General features: G+C 73.2%; 18 protein-coding genes. 9 read left to right on the top strand and 9 right to left on the bottom strand.

Translation table 11 applies throughout. From position 1 onward, the window contains the following. The 5 genes from typA to ACPYN7_RS10630 form a co-directional block, all read right to left on the bottom strand. Positions 1–1,914, bottom strand: coding sequence for a translational GTPase TypA (typA, locus tag ACPYN7_RS10610; RefSeq protein ID WP_058872611.1), 1,914 nt, complete (start codon positions 1,912–1,914; stop codon positions 1–3). A gap of 221 nt (positions 1,915–2,135) precedes the next feature. Then, the gene (locus ACPYN7_RS10615; RefSeq protein WP_058872610.1) at positions 2,136–2,558 is read right to left on the bottom strand and encodes a glutaredoxin domain-containing protein; all 423 of its coding nucleotides are present in this window, start codon (positions 2,556–2,558) and stop codon (positions 2,136–2,138) included. Next, positions 2,555–3,253: a maleylpyruvate isomerase family mycothiol-dependent enzyme gene (locus tag ACPYN7_RS10620; RefSeq protein WP_058872609.1), complete on the bottom strand. Its 699-nt coding sequence runs from the start codon at positions 3,251–3,253 to the stop codon at positions 2,555–2,557. Before ACPYN7_RS10620 ends, ACPYN7_RS10615 begins: the two co-directional genes overlap by 4 nt. 75 nt (positions 3,254–3,328) lie before the next feature. Continuing rightward, positions 3,329–4,450 (bottom strand): winged helix DNA-binding domain-containing protein, encoded by a 1,122-nt coding sequence (locus tag ACPYN7_RS10625; RefSeq protein WP_424347611.1) that lies wholly within the window; start codon positions 4,448–4,450, stop codon positions 3,329–3,331. Then, positions 4,447–5,838 carry an MFS transporter gene (locus ACPYN7_RS10630; RefSeq protein WP_197412608.1) on the bottom strand — a complete coding sequence of 464 codons (1,392 nt, stop codon included), beginning with the start codon at positions 5,836–5,838 and terminating at the stop codon, positions 4,447–4,449. Before ACPYN7_RS10630 ends, ACPYN7_RS10625 begins: the two co-directional genes overlap by 4 nt. Positions 5,839–6,002: 164 nt before the next feature. Here ACPYN7_RS10630 and ACPYN7_RS10635 point away from each other — a divergent pair, with 164 nt between their 5' ends. Then, complete coding sequence (locus ACPYN7_RS10635) at positions 6,003–7,586, top strand: cation:proton antiporter (protein WP_424347612.1); 1,584 nt, start codon at positions 6,003–6,005, stop codon at positions 7,584–7,586. 67 nt (positions 7,587–7,653) lie between these two features. Next, a complete protein-coding gene (locus ACPYN7_RS10640; protein WP_058872606.1) occupies positions 7,654–8,406 on the top strand; it encodes a YoaK family protein in 753 nt (250 codons plus the stop codon). 24 nt (positions 8,407–8,430) lie between these two features. On the opposite strand, the gene ACPYN7_RS10645 is transcribed toward ACPYN7_RS10640, so the two are convergent. Continuing rightward, a complete protein-coding gene (locus tag ACPYN7_RS10645; protein WP_424347613.1) occupies positions 8,431–9,309 on the bottom strand; it encodes an aminoglycoside phosphotransferase family protein in 879 nt (292 codons plus the stop codon). Between the two features lie 101 nt (positions 9,310–9,410). Here ACPYN7_RS10645 and zupT point away from each other — a divergent pair, with 101 nt between their 5' ends. Then, positions 9,411–10,196: a zinc transporter ZupT gene (gene zupT / locus ACPYN7_RS10650; RefSeq protein WP_058872604.1), complete on the top strand. Its 786-nt coding sequence runs from the start codon at positions 9,411–9,413 to the stop codon at positions 10,194–10,196. A gap of 18 nt (positions 10,197–10,214) precedes the next feature. Here the strand turns inward: zupT and ACPYN7_RS10655 are convergent, their stop codons facing one another. After that, a complete protein-coding gene (locus tag ACPYN7_RS10655; RefSeq protein WP_058872603.1) occupies positions 10,215–10,823 on the bottom strand; it encodes a mismatch-specific DNA-glycosylase in 609 nt (202 codons plus the stop codon). A gap of 141 nt (positions 10,824–10,964) precedes the next feature. Between ACPYN7_RS10655 and ACPYN7_RS10660 the strand changes: the two genes are divergently transcribed. The 6 genes from ACPYN7_RS10660 to ACPYN7_RS10685 all read left to right on the top strand — a co-directional run bounded on the left by ACPYN7_RS10660 (position 10,965) and on the right by ACPYN7_RS10685 (position 14,574). Next, positions 10,965–11,633 carry an alpha/beta family hydrolase gene (locus ACPYN7_RS10660; RefSeq protein ID WP_424347614.1) on the top strand — a complete coding sequence of 223 codons (669 nt, stop codon included), beginning with the start codon at positions 10,965–10,967 and terminating at the stop codon, positions 11,631–11,633. A gap of 92 nt (positions 11,634–11,725) precedes the next feature. Then, a complete protein-coding gene (locus ACPYN7_RS10665; protein WP_058872601.1) occupies positions 11,726–12,169 on the top strand; it encodes a lipopolysaccharide assembly protein LapA domain-containing protein in 444 nt (147 codons plus the stop codon). 77 nt (positions 12,170–12,246) lie between these two features. Then, the gene (locus ACPYN7_RS10670) at positions 12,247–12,540 is read left to right on the top strand and encodes a hypothetical protein (RefSeq protein WP_058872600.1); all 294 of its coding nucleotides are present in this window, start codon (positions 12,247–12,249) and stop codon (positions 12,538–12,540) included. 80 nt (positions 12,541–12,620) lie between these two features. After that, positions 12,621–13,061, top strand: a complete 441-nt coding sequence (gene arfB, locus ACPYN7_RS10675) for an alternative ribosome rescue aminoacyl-tRNA hydrolase ArfB (protein ID WP_424347615.1) — start codon at positions 12,621–12,623, stop codon at positions 13,059–13,061. Positions 13,062–13,297: 236 nt separating this feature from the next. After that, positions 13,298–14,389: an HNH endonuclease signature motif containing protein gene (locus tag ACPYN7_RS10680; RefSeq protein WP_424347616.1), complete on the top strand. Its 1,092-nt coding sequence runs from the start codon at positions 13,298–13,300 to the stop codon at positions 14,387–14,389. A gap of 2 nt (positions 14,390–14,391) precedes the next feature. Next, positions 14,392–14,574: a hypothetical protein gene (locus ACPYN7_RS10685; protein WP_424347617.1), complete on the top strand. Its 183-nt coding sequence runs from the start codon at positions 14,392–14,394 to the stop codon at positions 14,572–14,574. Between the two features lie 44 nt (positions 14,575–14,618). On the opposite strand, the gene ACPYN7_RS10690 is transcribed toward ACPYN7_RS10685, so the two are convergent. Further along, complete coding sequence (locus ACPYN7_RS10690; RefSeq protein ID WP_424347618.1) at positions 14,619–14,789, bottom strand: hypothetical protein; 171 nt, start codon at positions 14,787–14,789, stop codon at positions 14,619–14,621. Positions 14,790–15,173: 384 nt separating this feature from the next. Then, positions 15,174–15,344 carry a hypothetical protein gene (locus ACPYN7_RS10695; protein WP_424347619.1) on the bottom strand — a complete coding sequence of 57 codons (171 nt, stop codon included), beginning with the start codon at positions 15,342–15,344 and terminating at the stop codon, positions 15,174–15,176. Between the last annotated feature and the right edge of the window lie 132 nt (positions 15,345–15,476).

A 15,476-nucleotide genomic window follows, 5' to 3' on the forward strand; every position in this document is an offset into this window, starting at 1 on the left:
TCAGGCGCGGGCCCGGGCCCGGTTGGCCTTCATCCGCTCGTTGGCGTCGAGGATCACCTTGCGGATGCGGATCGCGTCCGGGGTGACCTCCACGCACTCGTCCTCGCGGGCGAACTCGAGGGACTCCTCGAGGGTCAGCTTGCGCGGGGGCGTGAGGTTCTCGAAGGTGTCGGAGGAGGCCGCCCGCATGTTGGTGAGCTTCTTCTCCTTCGTGATGTTCACGTCCATGTCGTCGGCGCGGGAGTTCTCGCCCACGATCATGCCCTCGTAGACCTCGGAGGTGGGCTCCACGAAGAAGGAGCCGCGCTCCTGCAGGTTGATCATGGCGAACGGGGTGACCACGCCGGAGCGGTCGGCGATCATCGAGCCGTTGGTGCGGTACTCGATGTCCCCGGCCCACGGCTCGTAGCCGTCGGCGTAGGAGGACGCGATGCCGGCGCCGCGGGTCTCGGTGAGGAACTTGGTGCGGAAGCCGATGAGGCCGCGGGCGGGGACCTTGAACTCCATCCGCACCCAGCCGGTGCCGTGGTTGGCCATGGCCTCCATGCGGCCCTTGCGCCCGGCCATCAGCTGGGTCACGGCGCCGAGGAACTCGTCCGGCACGTCGATGGTCATGTGCTCGTAGGGCTCGTGCACCTTGCCGTCGACGGTCTTCGTCACGACCTGGGGCTTGCCGGCGGTCAGCTCGAAGCCCTCGCGGCGCATCTGCTCCACGAGGATGGCCAGGGCCAGCTCGCCGCGGCCCTGCACCTCCCAGGCGTCGGGGCGCTGGGTGGGGAGCACCTTGAGCGAGACGTTGCCGACGAGCTCCTTGTCGAGGCGGTCCTTGACCTGGCGGGCGGTGACCTTGGTGCCCTTGGCGCGGCCGGCCAGCGGGGAGGTGTTGATCCCGATGGTCATGGAGATCGCCGGGTCGTCCACGGTGATCAGGGGCAGGGGCTGCGGGTTCTCCGGGTCGGTGAGGGTCTCGCCGATGGTGATCTCCTCGATCCCGGCCACGGCCACGATCTCACCGGGGCCGGCGGACTCGGCGGGGACGCGGTCCAGGCCCTTGGTGGCCAGCAGCTCGGAGATCCGCACGTTCTTGAGCTCGCCGTTCGCCCGCGCCCAGGCCACGGTCTGGCCCTTCCTGAGGGTGCCGTTGAAGATGCGCAGCAGGGCGAGGCGGCCCAGGAACGGGGAGGCGTCCAGGTTGGTGACGTGCGCCTGGAGCACGCCCTCGGGGTCGTAGGAGGGCGCGGGGACGTGCTTGATGATCGTCGCGAACAGCGGCTCGAGGTCCTCGTTGTCCGGCAGGCCGCCGTTCTCGGGCTGCGTGAGGGAGGCCCGGCCGTCACGGCCCGCGGCGTAGACCACGGGCACGTCCAGGACGGCGTCCAGGTCGAGGTCCGGCTCGTCCTCGGAGATGTCCGAGGCCAGGCCCAGCAGCAGGTCCATGGACTCGTGCACGACCTCCTCGATCCGGGCGTCCGGGCGGTCGACCTTGTTGACCACGAGGATCACGGGCAGCTTGGCCTCGAGGGCCTTGCGCAGCACGAAGCGGGTCTGCGGCAGCGGGCCCTCGGAGGCGTCCACGAGCAGCACGACGCCGTCGACCATGGACAGCCCGCGCTCGACCTCGCCGCCGAAGTCGGCGTGGCCGGGGGTGTCGATGACGTTGATGGTGATGGTCTCCCCCTCGGCGGAGGGACCGTCGTAGAACACCGTGGTGTTCTTGGCGAGGATCGTGATCCCCTTCTCGCGCTCCAGGTCACCGGAGTCCATCACGCGCTCCTCGACCTCACCGTGGGAGGAGAACGCGTGCGTCTGCTGGAGCATCGCGTCCACGATGGTGGTCTTGCCGTGGTCGACGTGGGCCACGATGGCCACGTTGCGGAGGTCGGCGCGCTGGGCGGTGGTGGAGGTGACAGGCATACGCGTGGGTCTCTCTTCGGGTGGAGATGCGGGGGGAGGTGCAGCCCTCCCGATGGGTGCGGCCGGGGCGCCGCCGCGCACCCGGAGGGACCCGGGCGGGAGCGCCCGCACAGCGGGCCGTCGACCATTCTACCCCGCGGGACCGCCCGGACGGCACCCCGGACGGCTGTGACCCCGCCGACCCGCCGTCCCCGGGCGCGGTGCGGCGCCCGGCGGCGCGCTCAGGCCCGGTGCTCCAGCGCCGCCCGGACCGTCGCGGGGGGCGGATTGGTGTGCGGGACGCCGTCGAGCACGACGGTCGGCACGGTGGCGTCGCCCCCGTTGACGGAGCGGACGTAGGCGGCGGCCTCCGGGTCCGCCCAGATGTCGACCCAGCGCGCGCGCCGGGCGAGGGAGCCGAGGGAGGCCCGCAGGCGCAGGCAGTACCCGCAGCCGGGACGGTAGTACACGGTCACGGCGTCCGGGGCCGCACCCCGGCGCGGGAACACCAGCGGGGAGCACACCGCCACGCCCGCGGCCCCGGCGAGCAGGACGATCCCCGCCTCGCCCGGCTCTCCGCGCCCGAGCCGGACGGCCACGGCGGCGCCGGTTACGAGCAGGACCAGCACCGCGAGCCACCAGCTGCGCACGGAGCCCCGGCTCACCAGGAGGGCAGCACCGGCAGCGGGCCGTCGGCCTCGACGTTCTCGTCGTCGCCGCGGGCCAGCCACCCGAGCAGGCCCTCCCGGTCGGACTCCACGCGCAGGGCGCCGTCGCCGATCACCCACTCGTCGCGCTCCTCGGTCACCAGCGTCATGCCGGGGGCCCCCTTGGCCCGCATGGTGCGCACGGCCGCCTCGAGGGCGTTGAGCAGCGAGTCGGGATCGGCCTCCTCGATGGTCCAGGCGGTGTCGAGGTCGTGGTGGTGGACGACGACCTCGGCGATGCGCAGCGCCACGATGGAGGTCGCGGGGATCTGCTTGCCGTGCAGGTGCACCTCCTCGACCGCGAGCTCCCCCGCCAGCCGCTGGGACTGCTCGGCGAAGTAGGCCGCGGACTCGCGCGCCCGCTCGAGCAGCTCCTCCCGGGGCAGGTCCGCCAGCTCGGCGATCTCCTGGTTGCGGGCCTCGGGGGACGCGTAGGGGGCCTGCTCCTCTCCGGTGACGGCCCAGTCGATGAGGTTGACGAGCGCGCGCCCGTTGGACGCGAGGTGGGCGACGACGTCGGCGCGGCGCCACCCGTCGCACAGCGAGGGGGCGGCCAGCTCGTCGTCGGACAGGGACGCGGCGGTGGCCAGGAACATCTCGGTCTCGCGGCCGAGGCGGGAGAGGTCCGAGTGCAGGCGGGCGGGATTGATCATGGCCTCACCCTACCGAGGGCCGGGTGAGCCGGACCACCTCCCGGGCCTCCGGACCCATACCGGGTTCGTCTCGGCTCAGAGCGCCGGCAGCCGCGCGAAGGCCCGTTCGGCGGCCCGGCGGCGCGCGGGCGAGAGCTCCTCGAACGGGTCGAGCACGAGCGCGGGCCCCCCGGCGCGGCGGGCGCGCCCCCAGGTCCCCACGATCCGCCCGCCGGCCACGACGGTGGGCTTGAAGACGCCGTTGCCGCCGGGGACGATGCTGCTCGCCCGCTCCGGGGCCAGCACGTGGGACCGGTCCCCGTAGCCCAGGACGAACTCGTCGAAGGGCGGCAGCAGGAAGACCCCGGCGGCCCGCCGGTCGCCGGGGGCGGGGCCGTCCAGCACCTCGGGGGCGCACCACAGCTCGCGCCCGGCGCGGTCGTGCACGGCCACGACACCGTCCAGGCCGGCCAGGGCCTCGCGCACCGCGGAGCGCGGCAGGGCCGCCCACCGGGCGGCGTCCGCCACGGAGGCCGGGCCGTGGCCGCGCAGGTACCGGCGGACCCAGCGCGCGACGACGGGCGGGGCGCCGCCGGCGCCCGCCCCGGGCCCGGCCGCCCCCTCCCCGGCCGCTCCCTCCCCCGCCGCCGGGATCCAGTCCGCCACGGGGACCACGAGCTGGTCCCGCGCGTCCGCGCTCAGCGGGCCCATGCACAGGGTCGCGTCCAGGTGCAGGGCGAGCATCAGGTGGTAGCCCCGGCCCGGCTCCCCCAGCAGCCCGGCCTCCTCCCACGCGGCGTGCAGGCGCTCGCGGGGCTGCGGGCCGTGGCGCAGCGCGGCGAGCGCGGCCTCCCGCGCCGCGTCCAGCCGCTCGTCGATGCCCAGAGCGCGGCGGCGGGCCGCCGTCGAGGCGACGGTGCGGGGACCCAGCACCGCCAGCCAGTCCCGCAGCTCCTCGGCGGGCACCAGGTGCAGGGTCCCGCGCATCGGCCAGGTGCGCACGATCCGGCCGTCGTCGAAGGCCTGCCGCAGGCCGGCGGACCCGCCGGCCCGCCGCAGGCCGACCGAGACCAGGGCGCCGGGCAGGTCCTGCGCCTGGACGGCCCCGAGAGCGCGCACCACGTCCTCGGGCGCCACGTCCTCGGGCCGCACGAGCCCGTGGGCGACGAGCCGCGCGAGACCGATCTCGCGGTCGGTCAGGACGGCCGGGGCGGTCACTGCAGGGCCCGTCCCCGCTGCTCGGGCAGCGCGAACGCGGAGAGCGCCGCCACGAGGAAGGCCGCGCCGAACACGGCGAAGACGGTCACCACGTCGTAGTCCTCCCCGCCGAGCGCGAGCAGCACCGGCACGGCGAGGGGCGCCAGGATCGAGGCGATCCGGCCGAAGGCGGCCGCCGCCCCGGTCCCGGTCCCGCGCAGCGCGGTGGGATAGAGCTCCGGGCCGATCGCGTAGAGCGCGCCCCACGCGCCCAGGTTGAAGAAGGACAGAGCCATGCCGGAGCCGATCACCTGCCACGGGAGCACGATGCTGCCCATCGACACGATCCCGAACAGCACGGCGCTCAGCGCGGAGCCCCCGAGGAACACGGCCAGGGTGATCCGCCGGCCCCAGACCTCGATGAGCCAGGCGGCCGCGGCGTAGCCGGGGAGCTGGGCGAGGGTGATGACCAGGACGTAGCCGAAGGACGTCGTCAAGGTGAGGCCCTGCTGGAGCAGGAGCGTGGGCAACCAGGTGAACGCCCCGTAGTAGGCGAAGTTGATGCAGAACCAGACGGTCCACAGCGCCGCCGTGCGCCTCCGCAGCGCCCGGCTCCAGATCCCGGCCCGCCCCGTGACGCGGACCGGCGGGGACTGCTCGGCGGCCCGGGCCTGCTCCGTGGTCTCGGCCCGGGAGCGGCCCAGGGGCCGGGCGCCCTCGAACGCGCGCACCGCGGCCTCCGCCTCGTCCGTCCGGCCCCGGTGCTCGAGGAAGCGCACGGACTCCGGCAGGGCCCGGCGCACCACCACGGCGTAGAGGGCCGGGACGAGACCCACGACCAGCGCCCAGCGCCAGCCGTCCGGGGAGGAGGGCACCACGAAGTAGCCCACGAGCGCGGCGAGGACCCAGCCGACGGCCCAGAAGGACTCGAGGACCACCACCACGCGCCCGCGGATCCGGCGGGGGGCGTACTCGGAGACGAGGGTCGAGGCCACGGGCAGCTCGGCGCCGAGGCCGAGGCCCACCACGAAGCGCAGGACCACGAGCGCGGCGAGGGAGCCGGCGAGCGCGGACGCGCCGGTGGCCAGGCCGTAGACCAGCAGGGTCAGGGCGAAGACCTGGCGCCGGCCGAGCCGGTCGGCCAGGAGCCCGCCGAGGCTGGCGCCCACGGCCATGCCCACGAAGCCGATCGAGGCGAGCAGGGACAGCTCCCCGGAGCCCAGGCCCCACTCCTGGGCGAGCGCGGCCATCACGAACGAGATGAGGCCCACGTCCATGGCGTCCAGGGCCCAGCCGACGCCGGAGCCCACGAGCAGCTTCCGGTGCTCGGTGGTGAAGGGCAGCCGGTCCAGCCGCTGGGACCGCGTCAGCACGGACCCGGCGCCGCCGGGCCGCTCGCTCTCCTGCATGCTCCGGTCCTTCCCTCGCCGCCCCGTGCTGCGACCACTGTAGGCGCTCGGCGGACCGGGCGCCGCCGGGCGGACCGGCGCATGCCGTCCCGGCCCCGCCCGGGCTCCGCCGCGCCCCTAGACTGGAGGGGTCCCCACCCACCGGCCCGGCGAGGGAGCCTGCTGTGACAACGGTCGCCGTGTACCTGGTCGTCGCCTTCGGCGCCGGCGCCCTCGCGGTCCTGCTCCGGCTGCCGCCCCTGGTGGGCTTCCTGGCCGCGGGCTTCGTGCTCAACGGCCTGGGCGTGGAGCGGCTCCCCGAGCTCGACCAGCTGGCCGACGTCGGGGTGACCCTGATGCTGTTCGGCATCGGCCTCAAGCTCGACGCCCGCTCGCTGCTGCGCAAGGAGATCTGGGGGACCGCCGGGATCCACATGGTCCTCAGCACGGCCCTCGGAGCGGGGTTCCTGGGCGTGCTCATGCTGGTGGGACTGCAGCTGCCGGGCGAGAACCTCCGCGCGCTGCTGCTGGCCGGATTCGCTCTGTCCTTCTCCAGCACCGTGCTGGTGTTCAAGGTGCTCGAGGAGCGCAGCGAGACCACGTCCCTCTACGGGCGCGTGGCGATCGGCATCCTCATCATCCAGGACATCGCCGCCGTCGCGTTCATCACGGTCACGAGCGAGCACCCCCCGAGCCCGTGGGCCGCGGCCCTGCTGCTGCTGCTCCCGGCGGCGTGGCTGTTCCGCCGGATCTGGGACCGGATCGGGCACGGGGAGCTGCAGGCCCTGTTCGGGATCGTCATGGCCCTGGTGCCCGGCTACATCGCCTTCTCCTCGGTGGGCCTCAAGGGGGATCTCGGGGCGCTGCTGGTCGGCATGCTCCTGGCCTCGCACGCCAACGCCGGGGAGCTGTCCCGCACCCTGTTCACCCTCAAGGACCTCCTGCTGGTCGCCTTCTTCGTCTCGATCGGCTTCCACGGGATGCCGACCCTCGAGATGGTCACCATGGGCGCGCTGCTGCTGGCCCTCCTCCCGGTCCAGGCGATGCTGTTCGTGCTCCTGCTCTGGGGGTTCGGGCTGCGCCGACGCACGTCGCTGCGGACCGGCCTGGCCCTGGGCAACCACTCCGAGTTCGCCCTGATCCTGGGGGCCATCGGGGTCTCGGCCGGGATGTTCGACGAGGACTGGCTGGTGATGCTCTCCGTGGCGGTCGCCCTGAGCTTCGTGGTCTCGGCCCTCGTCAACCGGCGCGGCTCCTCCCTGACCAGCGTCCTCGCCCGGCGGCTGCCGGAGCACCCCGACGAGAAGCTGCACCCGGAGGACCGCCCCATCGACATCGGCCACGCCGAGGTCCTGGTGCTCGGCATGGGCCGGGTGGGGCAGGCGGCCTACCGGGAGCTCGCCGACGAGCACGGATTCGCCGTGGTGGGCATCGAGAACGCCACGGACCGTGTGGCGCGGCTGCAGTCGCAGGGCTTCGACGTCCAGGAGGCCGACGCGACCGACCAGGAGTTCTGGGAACGGGTGATCGCGACCGGCCACGTGCGGATCGCGGTACTGGCCATGCCCTTCCACGGCTCCATCCTCGTGGCCCTGCGCCAGCTCACGGAGTCGGGGTTCGCGGGGGCCGTGGCCGCCGTGGCCCAGTACGACGACGAGGTGCAGGAGCTGCGCGGGCACGGGGTCCGCACGGTCTTCAACCTCTACAGCGGTGCCGGCCTCGCCCTGGCCGCGGAGACCGTCGAGGCGCTCGGCAACCGCTCCGACTGACCGCCGGGCGCCCCGGCCCGGCCCGGGCGGCGGCCCGCTCCCCGGCGCGGCGGGCTAGGCTCGCGGCATGAGGGCCCGGATCGACCGCTATCTGCTCAACGTCGCGGGACCCCGCCGCACCCCCGCCCTCAACCGGCACCTCGCCTACCTGCTCGCGCTGGTGGCCGGGGTGCTCAACTCCGTGGGATTCGTGGCCGTGGCCGTGTACACCTCCCACATGACGGGGCTCACCGCGATGGTGGCCGACCACCTCGTGCTGGGCGACCTGCGGCTCGTGGCGCTCGGCGCGCTGGCCGTGGCCGCGTTCACGGGCGGGGCCGCGTGCTGCGCGCTGATGTTCAACTGGGCGCGGCGCCGCGGGCTGCACAGCCGCTACGCCAACGTCCTGCTGCTGGAGGGCCTGCTCATGCTCGGCTTCGGCCTGCTGGCGGAGAGCCTGACCTGGGAGCACCGGGACCTGCTGTTCGTCCCGGTGCTCGCCTTCACCATGGGGCTGCAGAACGCGGTCATCACCAAGATCTCGGGCGCCACGATCCGCACCACCCACGTGACGGGCATGGTCACGGACATCGGCATCGAGCTCGGCAAGTTCCTCTACCGCAACCGGCTCGCGGACGCGGACCCGGTGACCGGCGACGCCGGGAAGCTCAGGCTGCTGGCCGCGCTCGTGGGACTCTTCTTCGCCGGCGGGGTGCTCGGGGCCCTGGGCTACCTGGCGATGGGCTTCCCGGTCCTCGTGCCCACCGCGCTCGCCCTGCTCGTGGCGGCGTGGCGCCCGCTCGCCGCGGACCTGGGCTTCCGCCGCTCCCCCGCCGCCTGAGCCCCGGCCCGGGGCTCGGGCGGCTCACGCGCCCCGCTGCACGGCCTTGCACAGCTGGACCAGCCGGCTGATCTCCCGGTGCGCGGCGCCGGTGGGGCGGAGGATCTCGTCCCGGGCCGCCACCGTGCACCGGACGAGCGTCCACGCCCGGAGCCGCTCCTCGTCGGCGCCGGCCGCCAGGACGAGGGCCTCCATCCGGTCCGCCAGGGCCGCGGCCAGCGCCCCGCCGCGGCCGGCCTCCTCCGCGCGGTGCCACAGGGCTGGGACCAGCGCGAACTCCGGGGTCCCGACCACCGCGTCGGCCCCCGTGGCCAGCCACGGGGCGCGCGCCGACGCGCGCACGGCCCCGTAGTGCAGGTCCTGGTGCACGAGCGCCGCGTCCAGGTCGTCGCGCCGGAGCCGCTCGAGGCTCTTGACGGCCTGCAGGCGGAAGCGGCGCGGGAACCGGGCGTCCAGCTCCGCGGCCCCCGCCAGCTCCGCCTGCCACCGCCGGGCCGTCCCCGACAGGCGCGGGAACGGGGGCCGCGGCGGCCGGGCGAGGACGCGGGTCAGCTCGCCGAGCACGCGGCAGGCCTCCAGGACCGGCAGGGCGTGCAGGTCCCGGTCGGCGGTGCGCTCGAGCAGCAGCGCCCGGTCCGCCGGCTCCGCCCGGAGCAGCCGCACGGCCCCGCGGCCGGCCCACACGCGCAGGGCCAGGTGCTCGTGCTCGGCGCCGGGCCGCGGCGGGGCCAGCCGCAGCACGGCCGGTTCCCCGGCGCGGGTGCGCACCGGCTGGACCAGGGCCCCGTCGTCGTCCCGCGCGGGCCCGTCGGGGACCAGCTCCCACGCGGCCGTGTACCGGTCGGCGAGGAGGGCCGGCGGGCGGCCGTGCGCTCCCGCGGTGCTTCCGGTGGACGTCGTCATCCGGCCATTGTGGCCCACCGCCGGGCGGCGGCCGGGGGCGCCCGTCCCGTTCGCTAGACTGCGAGCGCCCCACCCCGGTCAGGAACGGAGTCGACCCGCCCGTGAACGAGCTGCTGTTCGCCTTCGGCCTGACGCTGTTCGCGGGTCTGGCCACCGGGGCGGGCGCCTTCCTGTCCCTGGTCACCCGGCGCACGGACGCGAAGTTCCTGGCGGTGAGCCTCGGCTTCTCGGCCGGCGTGATGATCTACGTGTCCATGATCGAGATCTTCGTCAAGGCCCAGGTCGCCCTGGTCGCGGAGCTCGGGGAGCGCTCCGGGGCGTGGGCCACGGCGGGCGGGTTCTTCGGGGGCATCGCCCTGATCGCGGTGATCGACCGGCTCGTGCCCGCCCGGGCCAATCCGCACGAGTACCCGCACGACGACGCCGGACGGCAGCGCCGGCTCATGCGGATGGGCACGATGACCGCGGTGGCGATCGCGATCCACAACTTCCCCGAGGGCTTCGCGACCTTCGTGGTGGCCATGCAGGAGCCGTCCGTGGCGATCCCGGTGGTGGTGGCCATCGCCCTGCACAACATCCCCGAGGGGATCTCCGTGGCGGTGCCGATCTACCACGCCACGGGCAACCGCCGGAGGGCGTTCCGCTGGGCGTTCCTCTCGGGCCTCGCGGAACCGGTCGGCGGGGTGCTCGGGTACCTCGTCCTGCGGCCGTTCCTCGACGACGTCGTCTTCGGCGTGGTGTTCGCGGGCGTGGCCGGGATCATGGTCTTCATCTCCCTGGACAAGCTGCTGCCCACGGCCCAGGAGTACGGCGAGCACCACCTGTCGGTCTACGGGCTGGTGGCCGGGATGGCGGTCATGGCCGTGAGCCTGCTCCTCTTCGTCTGAGCCGCCCGCCGCGGCCGGTCACGGGAGCGGCCGGGCGGGCAGGAGGCCCGCCGCCCGTCCCGCCTCGGCGAACGCGGCGGCCAGGCCCGCCCGGGACGCGTGGGCGTTGAGCCCGCTGGGGCTGGGCAGCGCCCAGAGCTGCGCCCCGGCCAGGTCCCGGTCCTGGCGCCCGAGCGCGGCCCTCGGCTCCGCGAAGGCGTGCCGGTAGGCGGTGACGCCGGCGACCGCGACGACGGCGGGGCGCAGCTCGGCCACCAGCTCGGCCAGCCGCTGCCGGCCGGCCACGAACTCGGCCGGGTCCAGCTCGTCGGCCCGGGCCGTGGCCCGGCGCACCAGGTTCGTGATGCCGAGGCCCCGGTCCAGCACGTGCTGCCGGTCCTCCGCGCGCATCCCGGCCGAGCAGTCCACGAGCCGGCCCGTGAGCCCGGCGTCGTGCAGGGCCGGCCAGAACCGGTTGCCGGGCCGGGCGAAGTGCGCCTGGGTGGCGGCGGCCCACAGGCTCGGGTTGATGCCGCAGATCAGCAGCCGCACGTCCGGGCCCAGCAGGTCGGGCAGGGTCGTGTTCCGGGCGGCCTCGAGGTCCGCCCGGCCGGGCCGGGCGCCGCCGGAAGCGTGCGGGGATGCCATGCCGACATGCTAGGCCCCGGCCCGGTCCGGCGGGCACCCGCCGGGCCGGGGCGGCGGACCGGCGCCTCCGCGCGGGGTCCCCCGCGGGGCCGGGGGCCGTGCGCCCCGCACGGCGACGGCCGCCCGGCTACCGTGGAGACCATGCCCCGACCGACCGAGCTCACCGTGCCCACCGAGACCGGCCCGGGACGCCTGCTGGTCTCCCCCGCCGCGGACCCCACGGCCCTGCTGTGGCTCGGGCACGGCGCGGGCGGGGGCGCCGGAGCCCCCGACCTCGCCGTGCTCGCCGAGGAGCTCCCCCGCCACGGCGTCACGGTCGTGCGCCACGAGCAGCCGTGGGTCCTGGCCGGCCGGAGGGTCGCACCGCGCCCGGCCGCCCTCGACACCGGGTGGCTGGCCGCCCTGCCGGCCGTGACCGAACTGGCCGCCGGGGTGCCCGTCGTCGTCGGGGGCCGCAGCGCGGGCGCGCGCGTGGCGTGCCGGACGGCCGGCGCGACCGGCGCGTCCGCCGTCGTCTGCCTGGCCTTCCCCCTGCACCCGCCGCGCCGGCCGGAGCGCTCCCGGGCCGAGGAGCTGCTGCGCCCGGAGGTCCCCGTGCTCGTGCTGCAGGGCACGCGGGACGCCCTCGGCACGGCGGACGAGGTCGAGGCCGCCGCGGCCGGCGCACCGGCGGTCGAGGTCGTCCCGGTGGCGGGCGCGGACCACGCCCTGAAGGTCGGCCGGTCCGGGCCCGTGGGCCAGGCGGACACGCTCGCGCTGCTCCCCGCCACGGTGCGCCGCTTCCTCGGCCGCGAGCTCCCGGCCCGCTGAGCCCCGGCGGGTCTTCAGCGCCGCGCCGACCAGGACTACGGTGAGGAGCACAGCGTCACCGCGATCCGTCCGCGACCAGGGAGAGAACCGTCATGGCCCGCACCCCAGCATCCCCCGACCCGAACCGGCCCTCCCCCGCCCCCGGGGACGAGCCGCGGAGCCCCGCGCCGGACGCCTCCGCCGCGCAGCCCCCGGCGGACGGCCGGGAACCGGCCGTCCGGCAGCGGGCCGGCACCGATCCCGCGCTGGACGAGCACCAGAAGCAGGGCGTCTCGGGGGCCATGTGGACGGCCCTGATCCTCGGCCTGCTGGTCCTGGTCCTGCTGCTGGTCTTCATCCTGCAGAACAACGTGGCGGCGGAGTTCACCTACCTGGGCTGGCAGTTCAGCCTCCCGCTCGGCGTGGCCATGCTGCTCGCGGCCGTCGCCGGCGCCCTCATCATGGGCCTCGTCGGATCCGTCCGGCTCTTCAGGCTGGGCCACCGGGTGCGCAAGCTGGAGAAGGAGCGCGCCGACATCAAGCGCGCCCTGCGCTGAGAACCCACCGGCCGGTCCGTTGCGCGGAGCCGAACAGGCAGTAGCCTGACAGCACCCCGAACGACAGGACGGACCCCATGAGCACTCCCGCACCCCCCGACGACCGACCGATGCCCGAGGAGGGCGACGAGATCGCCCCCGCGACCGTCGTCGACCTCACGGGCGGCCCCGCCCACATCACCCCCGTGCTCGTCGACGGAGAGGCCCGCTACACCGTGGACCTCCCCGACCAGCCCCTGGCCGAGGACGACGTGGCGAGCCTCGCCGTCGCGCTGCAGGTGGCGCAGTCCGGCCCCGCCGTCCTCGTGGACGTCGAGGACTACCTCGAGGCGGAGGCCCCGCCGGGAGAGGACACCGACTACCAGCTGTGAGCGGCCGGTGCGTGCGCCGCCCGTCGTCGCACGCACCGCCCGATGCCTCCCGGGCGCCGCGGGTGCGGGACAATCGTCGGGTGGACGATCTGCACGTGCCCCCGGGCCCCGGAGCGCCCCGCGGCCTCCGGGTGCCGGCGGGAGAGCTGCTCGAGCAGTTCTCCCATGCCTCGGGACCCGGCGGCCAGGGCGTCAACACCTCCGACTCGCGGGTGCAGCTCTCCCTGGACCTGGCCACGACCACCGCGCTGACCGACTGCCAGCGTGCCCTCGTGCTCGACCGGCTCGCCGGCAGACTCGCGGGCACCGTGCTCACCGTCAGCGCCGCGGAGCACCGTGCGCAGCGCCGCAACCGGAGCGCGGCGAGACAACGCCTGGCCGCCCTCCTGCGCGAGGCCCTGGTCCCGGACCCCGTCCGGCGGGCGACCCGGCCCACGAGAGGCTCACGACGGCGGCGGCTCGAGGGAAAGCGCCGCCGCTCCGAGACCAAGCAGTACCGCCGGCGGCCCGGCCCCGACTGACGTGCGGGCCGGTGCGGACGCCCGGCCTGCTCAGACGTTGAAGCGGCCTTTATGACACCCCCTGAAACTGCGCGGGCCAGGCTCAATCTCCGCGTGATCCCGGCGTTTTTCCTAGTCGTTGACGGTCGTCAATAGTCGTCCCCGGTCGGTGTCTGCGTGCACCGATCGTGCACCGATTCGTCGTTGCTAGTCGTTGTCAGCGGACAGGAAAGCGTCCCTGCTGGAGCGTGGATGCTATGGACTACTACGACTACGGCGGGCGCACCGATGAGCAACGCCGCAAGCAAGCGGAGTGGACAGAGAAGTCCAAGGAAGGCATCCGCCGCTACTGGGACAACATCACCCCCGAACAGCGCGAGGAACGCAAGCGTAAGGCGGCCGAGACGCGCAAGCGCAGCCGTGAGGCTGAAGAAGCACGCGAAGCGAGGAGACGCTCGTACCGAGAACGAGCACAGAAGGCCGCAGCCACGCGCCGCCGCAACAACGGCACAGAGCACATGAGCGCTGCCGACCTGGAGTGGTACAAGATCGTGAAGCGGCGCGAGTACCAAGTCGAATACAGGAAGCGCAAGGCTCAAGAGCGCAAGCAGCAGCGGGCGGCGGAGCGAGAGATCAGGGGGCCCAGTCAGTGGCGAAATGTCCCCGGCGACCCTAAGGGCAGCAAGCCGCATGAGTTCCGTGGCATCGAGAGCTACATCTTGCATCGGCGCAAGGAGAAGTTCTGGGCCTACGTCGATCAGTCAGGTGGGGATGAGGCGTGCTGGCCGTGGCACGGCAATTTCTACTACGACCATCATCGTGGTGAGCGCAGCAAGTACGGCGCGGCTTACTTTGATCGCGGGTACACAACTGGCGCGCATCGCGTCGCGTGGATGCTTACCCATGGCGTCTACATCCCCGGCTATCTCGTCGTCGATCACCTGTGCAACACGCCGTGGTGCGTGAACCCCGACCACCTGGAAGTCGTGACGCAGGGCGAGAACAACCGCCGCACCCATCACCGCGAGCCCGAGATCACCCGCCAGAGCACAAGCTCGGAACCTCCGTGGAATGACAGGTGGTATCCCTTCGGCCGGCGCAAGTACGACGAGAACGGGGAGCTGAAAGAGAACTACCGGGACCACGACATCGACGACGACAAGATCCCGCCGCTGCCGTTTGACCCTGACGATTACCCCGCCGATCGGCACATCCACTTCCCACGCGAGCCGCTGGAGCCTCCCAACTTCAGCTTCGGCCCTGGCGCAGTCGGTCCGGCACCACGACAAGAGCCGATCGGTGGCTATGTCAATGAAGAACCCTTGCTAGCTGATGATGAGGAGTTTTAGCCATGACTACTTCACTGCGAAACCTGGTCCGGGAAATGCCGTTCCCACTGCCCCGATGCGTTCAGCACTGGTGCGACGCCGATCTCAGATGGACAGTCGATCCGGTGCTGGCAGAGCGTATGGCCGACGAAATCGCCGCGGCCACTCTCGCTCGACGGCTGCAAGAACACGGCATCGACGTGTGAAGGGTGTTGCTGGCCCCCTCCACGGGAAGGGGCCAGCGCCCTAGCTACAGCTCCTGCAGCGGCCAGTAGGTGTCGCACTTCCCGACCTTGTCGGGGAAGGTGTGACCCTCATGCACCAACTCAGACAGTCCGGTCCCCCGGAGCTTCTTGTCGAGCACGACGTACAGGGCCGTCCGGACACACTTCTCCCCGGGCTTGTTCATCTCAAAGAGCACGTTGGTTCCTAAGGTCGATCCAGAGTGGACGACAAGGAAAGTCAAGCCAGGCCACGTAACGTGACGCAACTCGCCAGCGACAGTGGGGCATCTGGCCCCGCTCCCGCGCTAGGCTAGCGATGTCTTGAACCGCCAAGTTTAGACATCGAAGCCAGCCTCCTTGCCAAGAGCATCGAGGTTGGCTTTCGCCTTTTCGATGCCCTTGCATCCAATTCTACCGGTCCGTTTCACGGGACGGCCATTCGGCCGCCCCGTAGTGGCCTTCTTGTGGTTCGGCTGTCCACAAGCGAGATGCAACAGCGCGGAACAACTAGCAACTTCTGGGCACAACTCGCCGCGCTTGGCCGCGCTATGCCGTCCCCTAAACCGTTGCTGTGAGCTTTGTCACACCGGGTCCGGCGGGTCTATGCACTCCATGAGATCCGGCCGCGCGCCGTGCAACTGCTTCTTCGCAGCATTGAAAGAGGCGCCCATCACAAGCACCGTCGCACCAGGTTGGTCAAGCCGGATCACCATTTCCGCCTCTTCCAACGCACGCTGCTTGCTGTACCTCATTGCCCTGCTACTTCGATGTTCATAGTGCCCACGCTCTAACCTCACCTTCACGAAGTGAGGTTGACCCCCTTCGGTGGACGTCCTTGATGGTCAGGCCTGGTGCCTGGCAGGGAGGATGTTCCTGTGGGAGCC

Origin of the sequence: Kocuria sp. CH-021, assembly GCF_049716185.1 — a bacterium.
Taxonomy (GTDB): Bacteria; Actinomycetota; Actinomycetes; order Actinomycetales; family Micrococcaceae; genus Kocuria; species Kocuria cellulosilytica.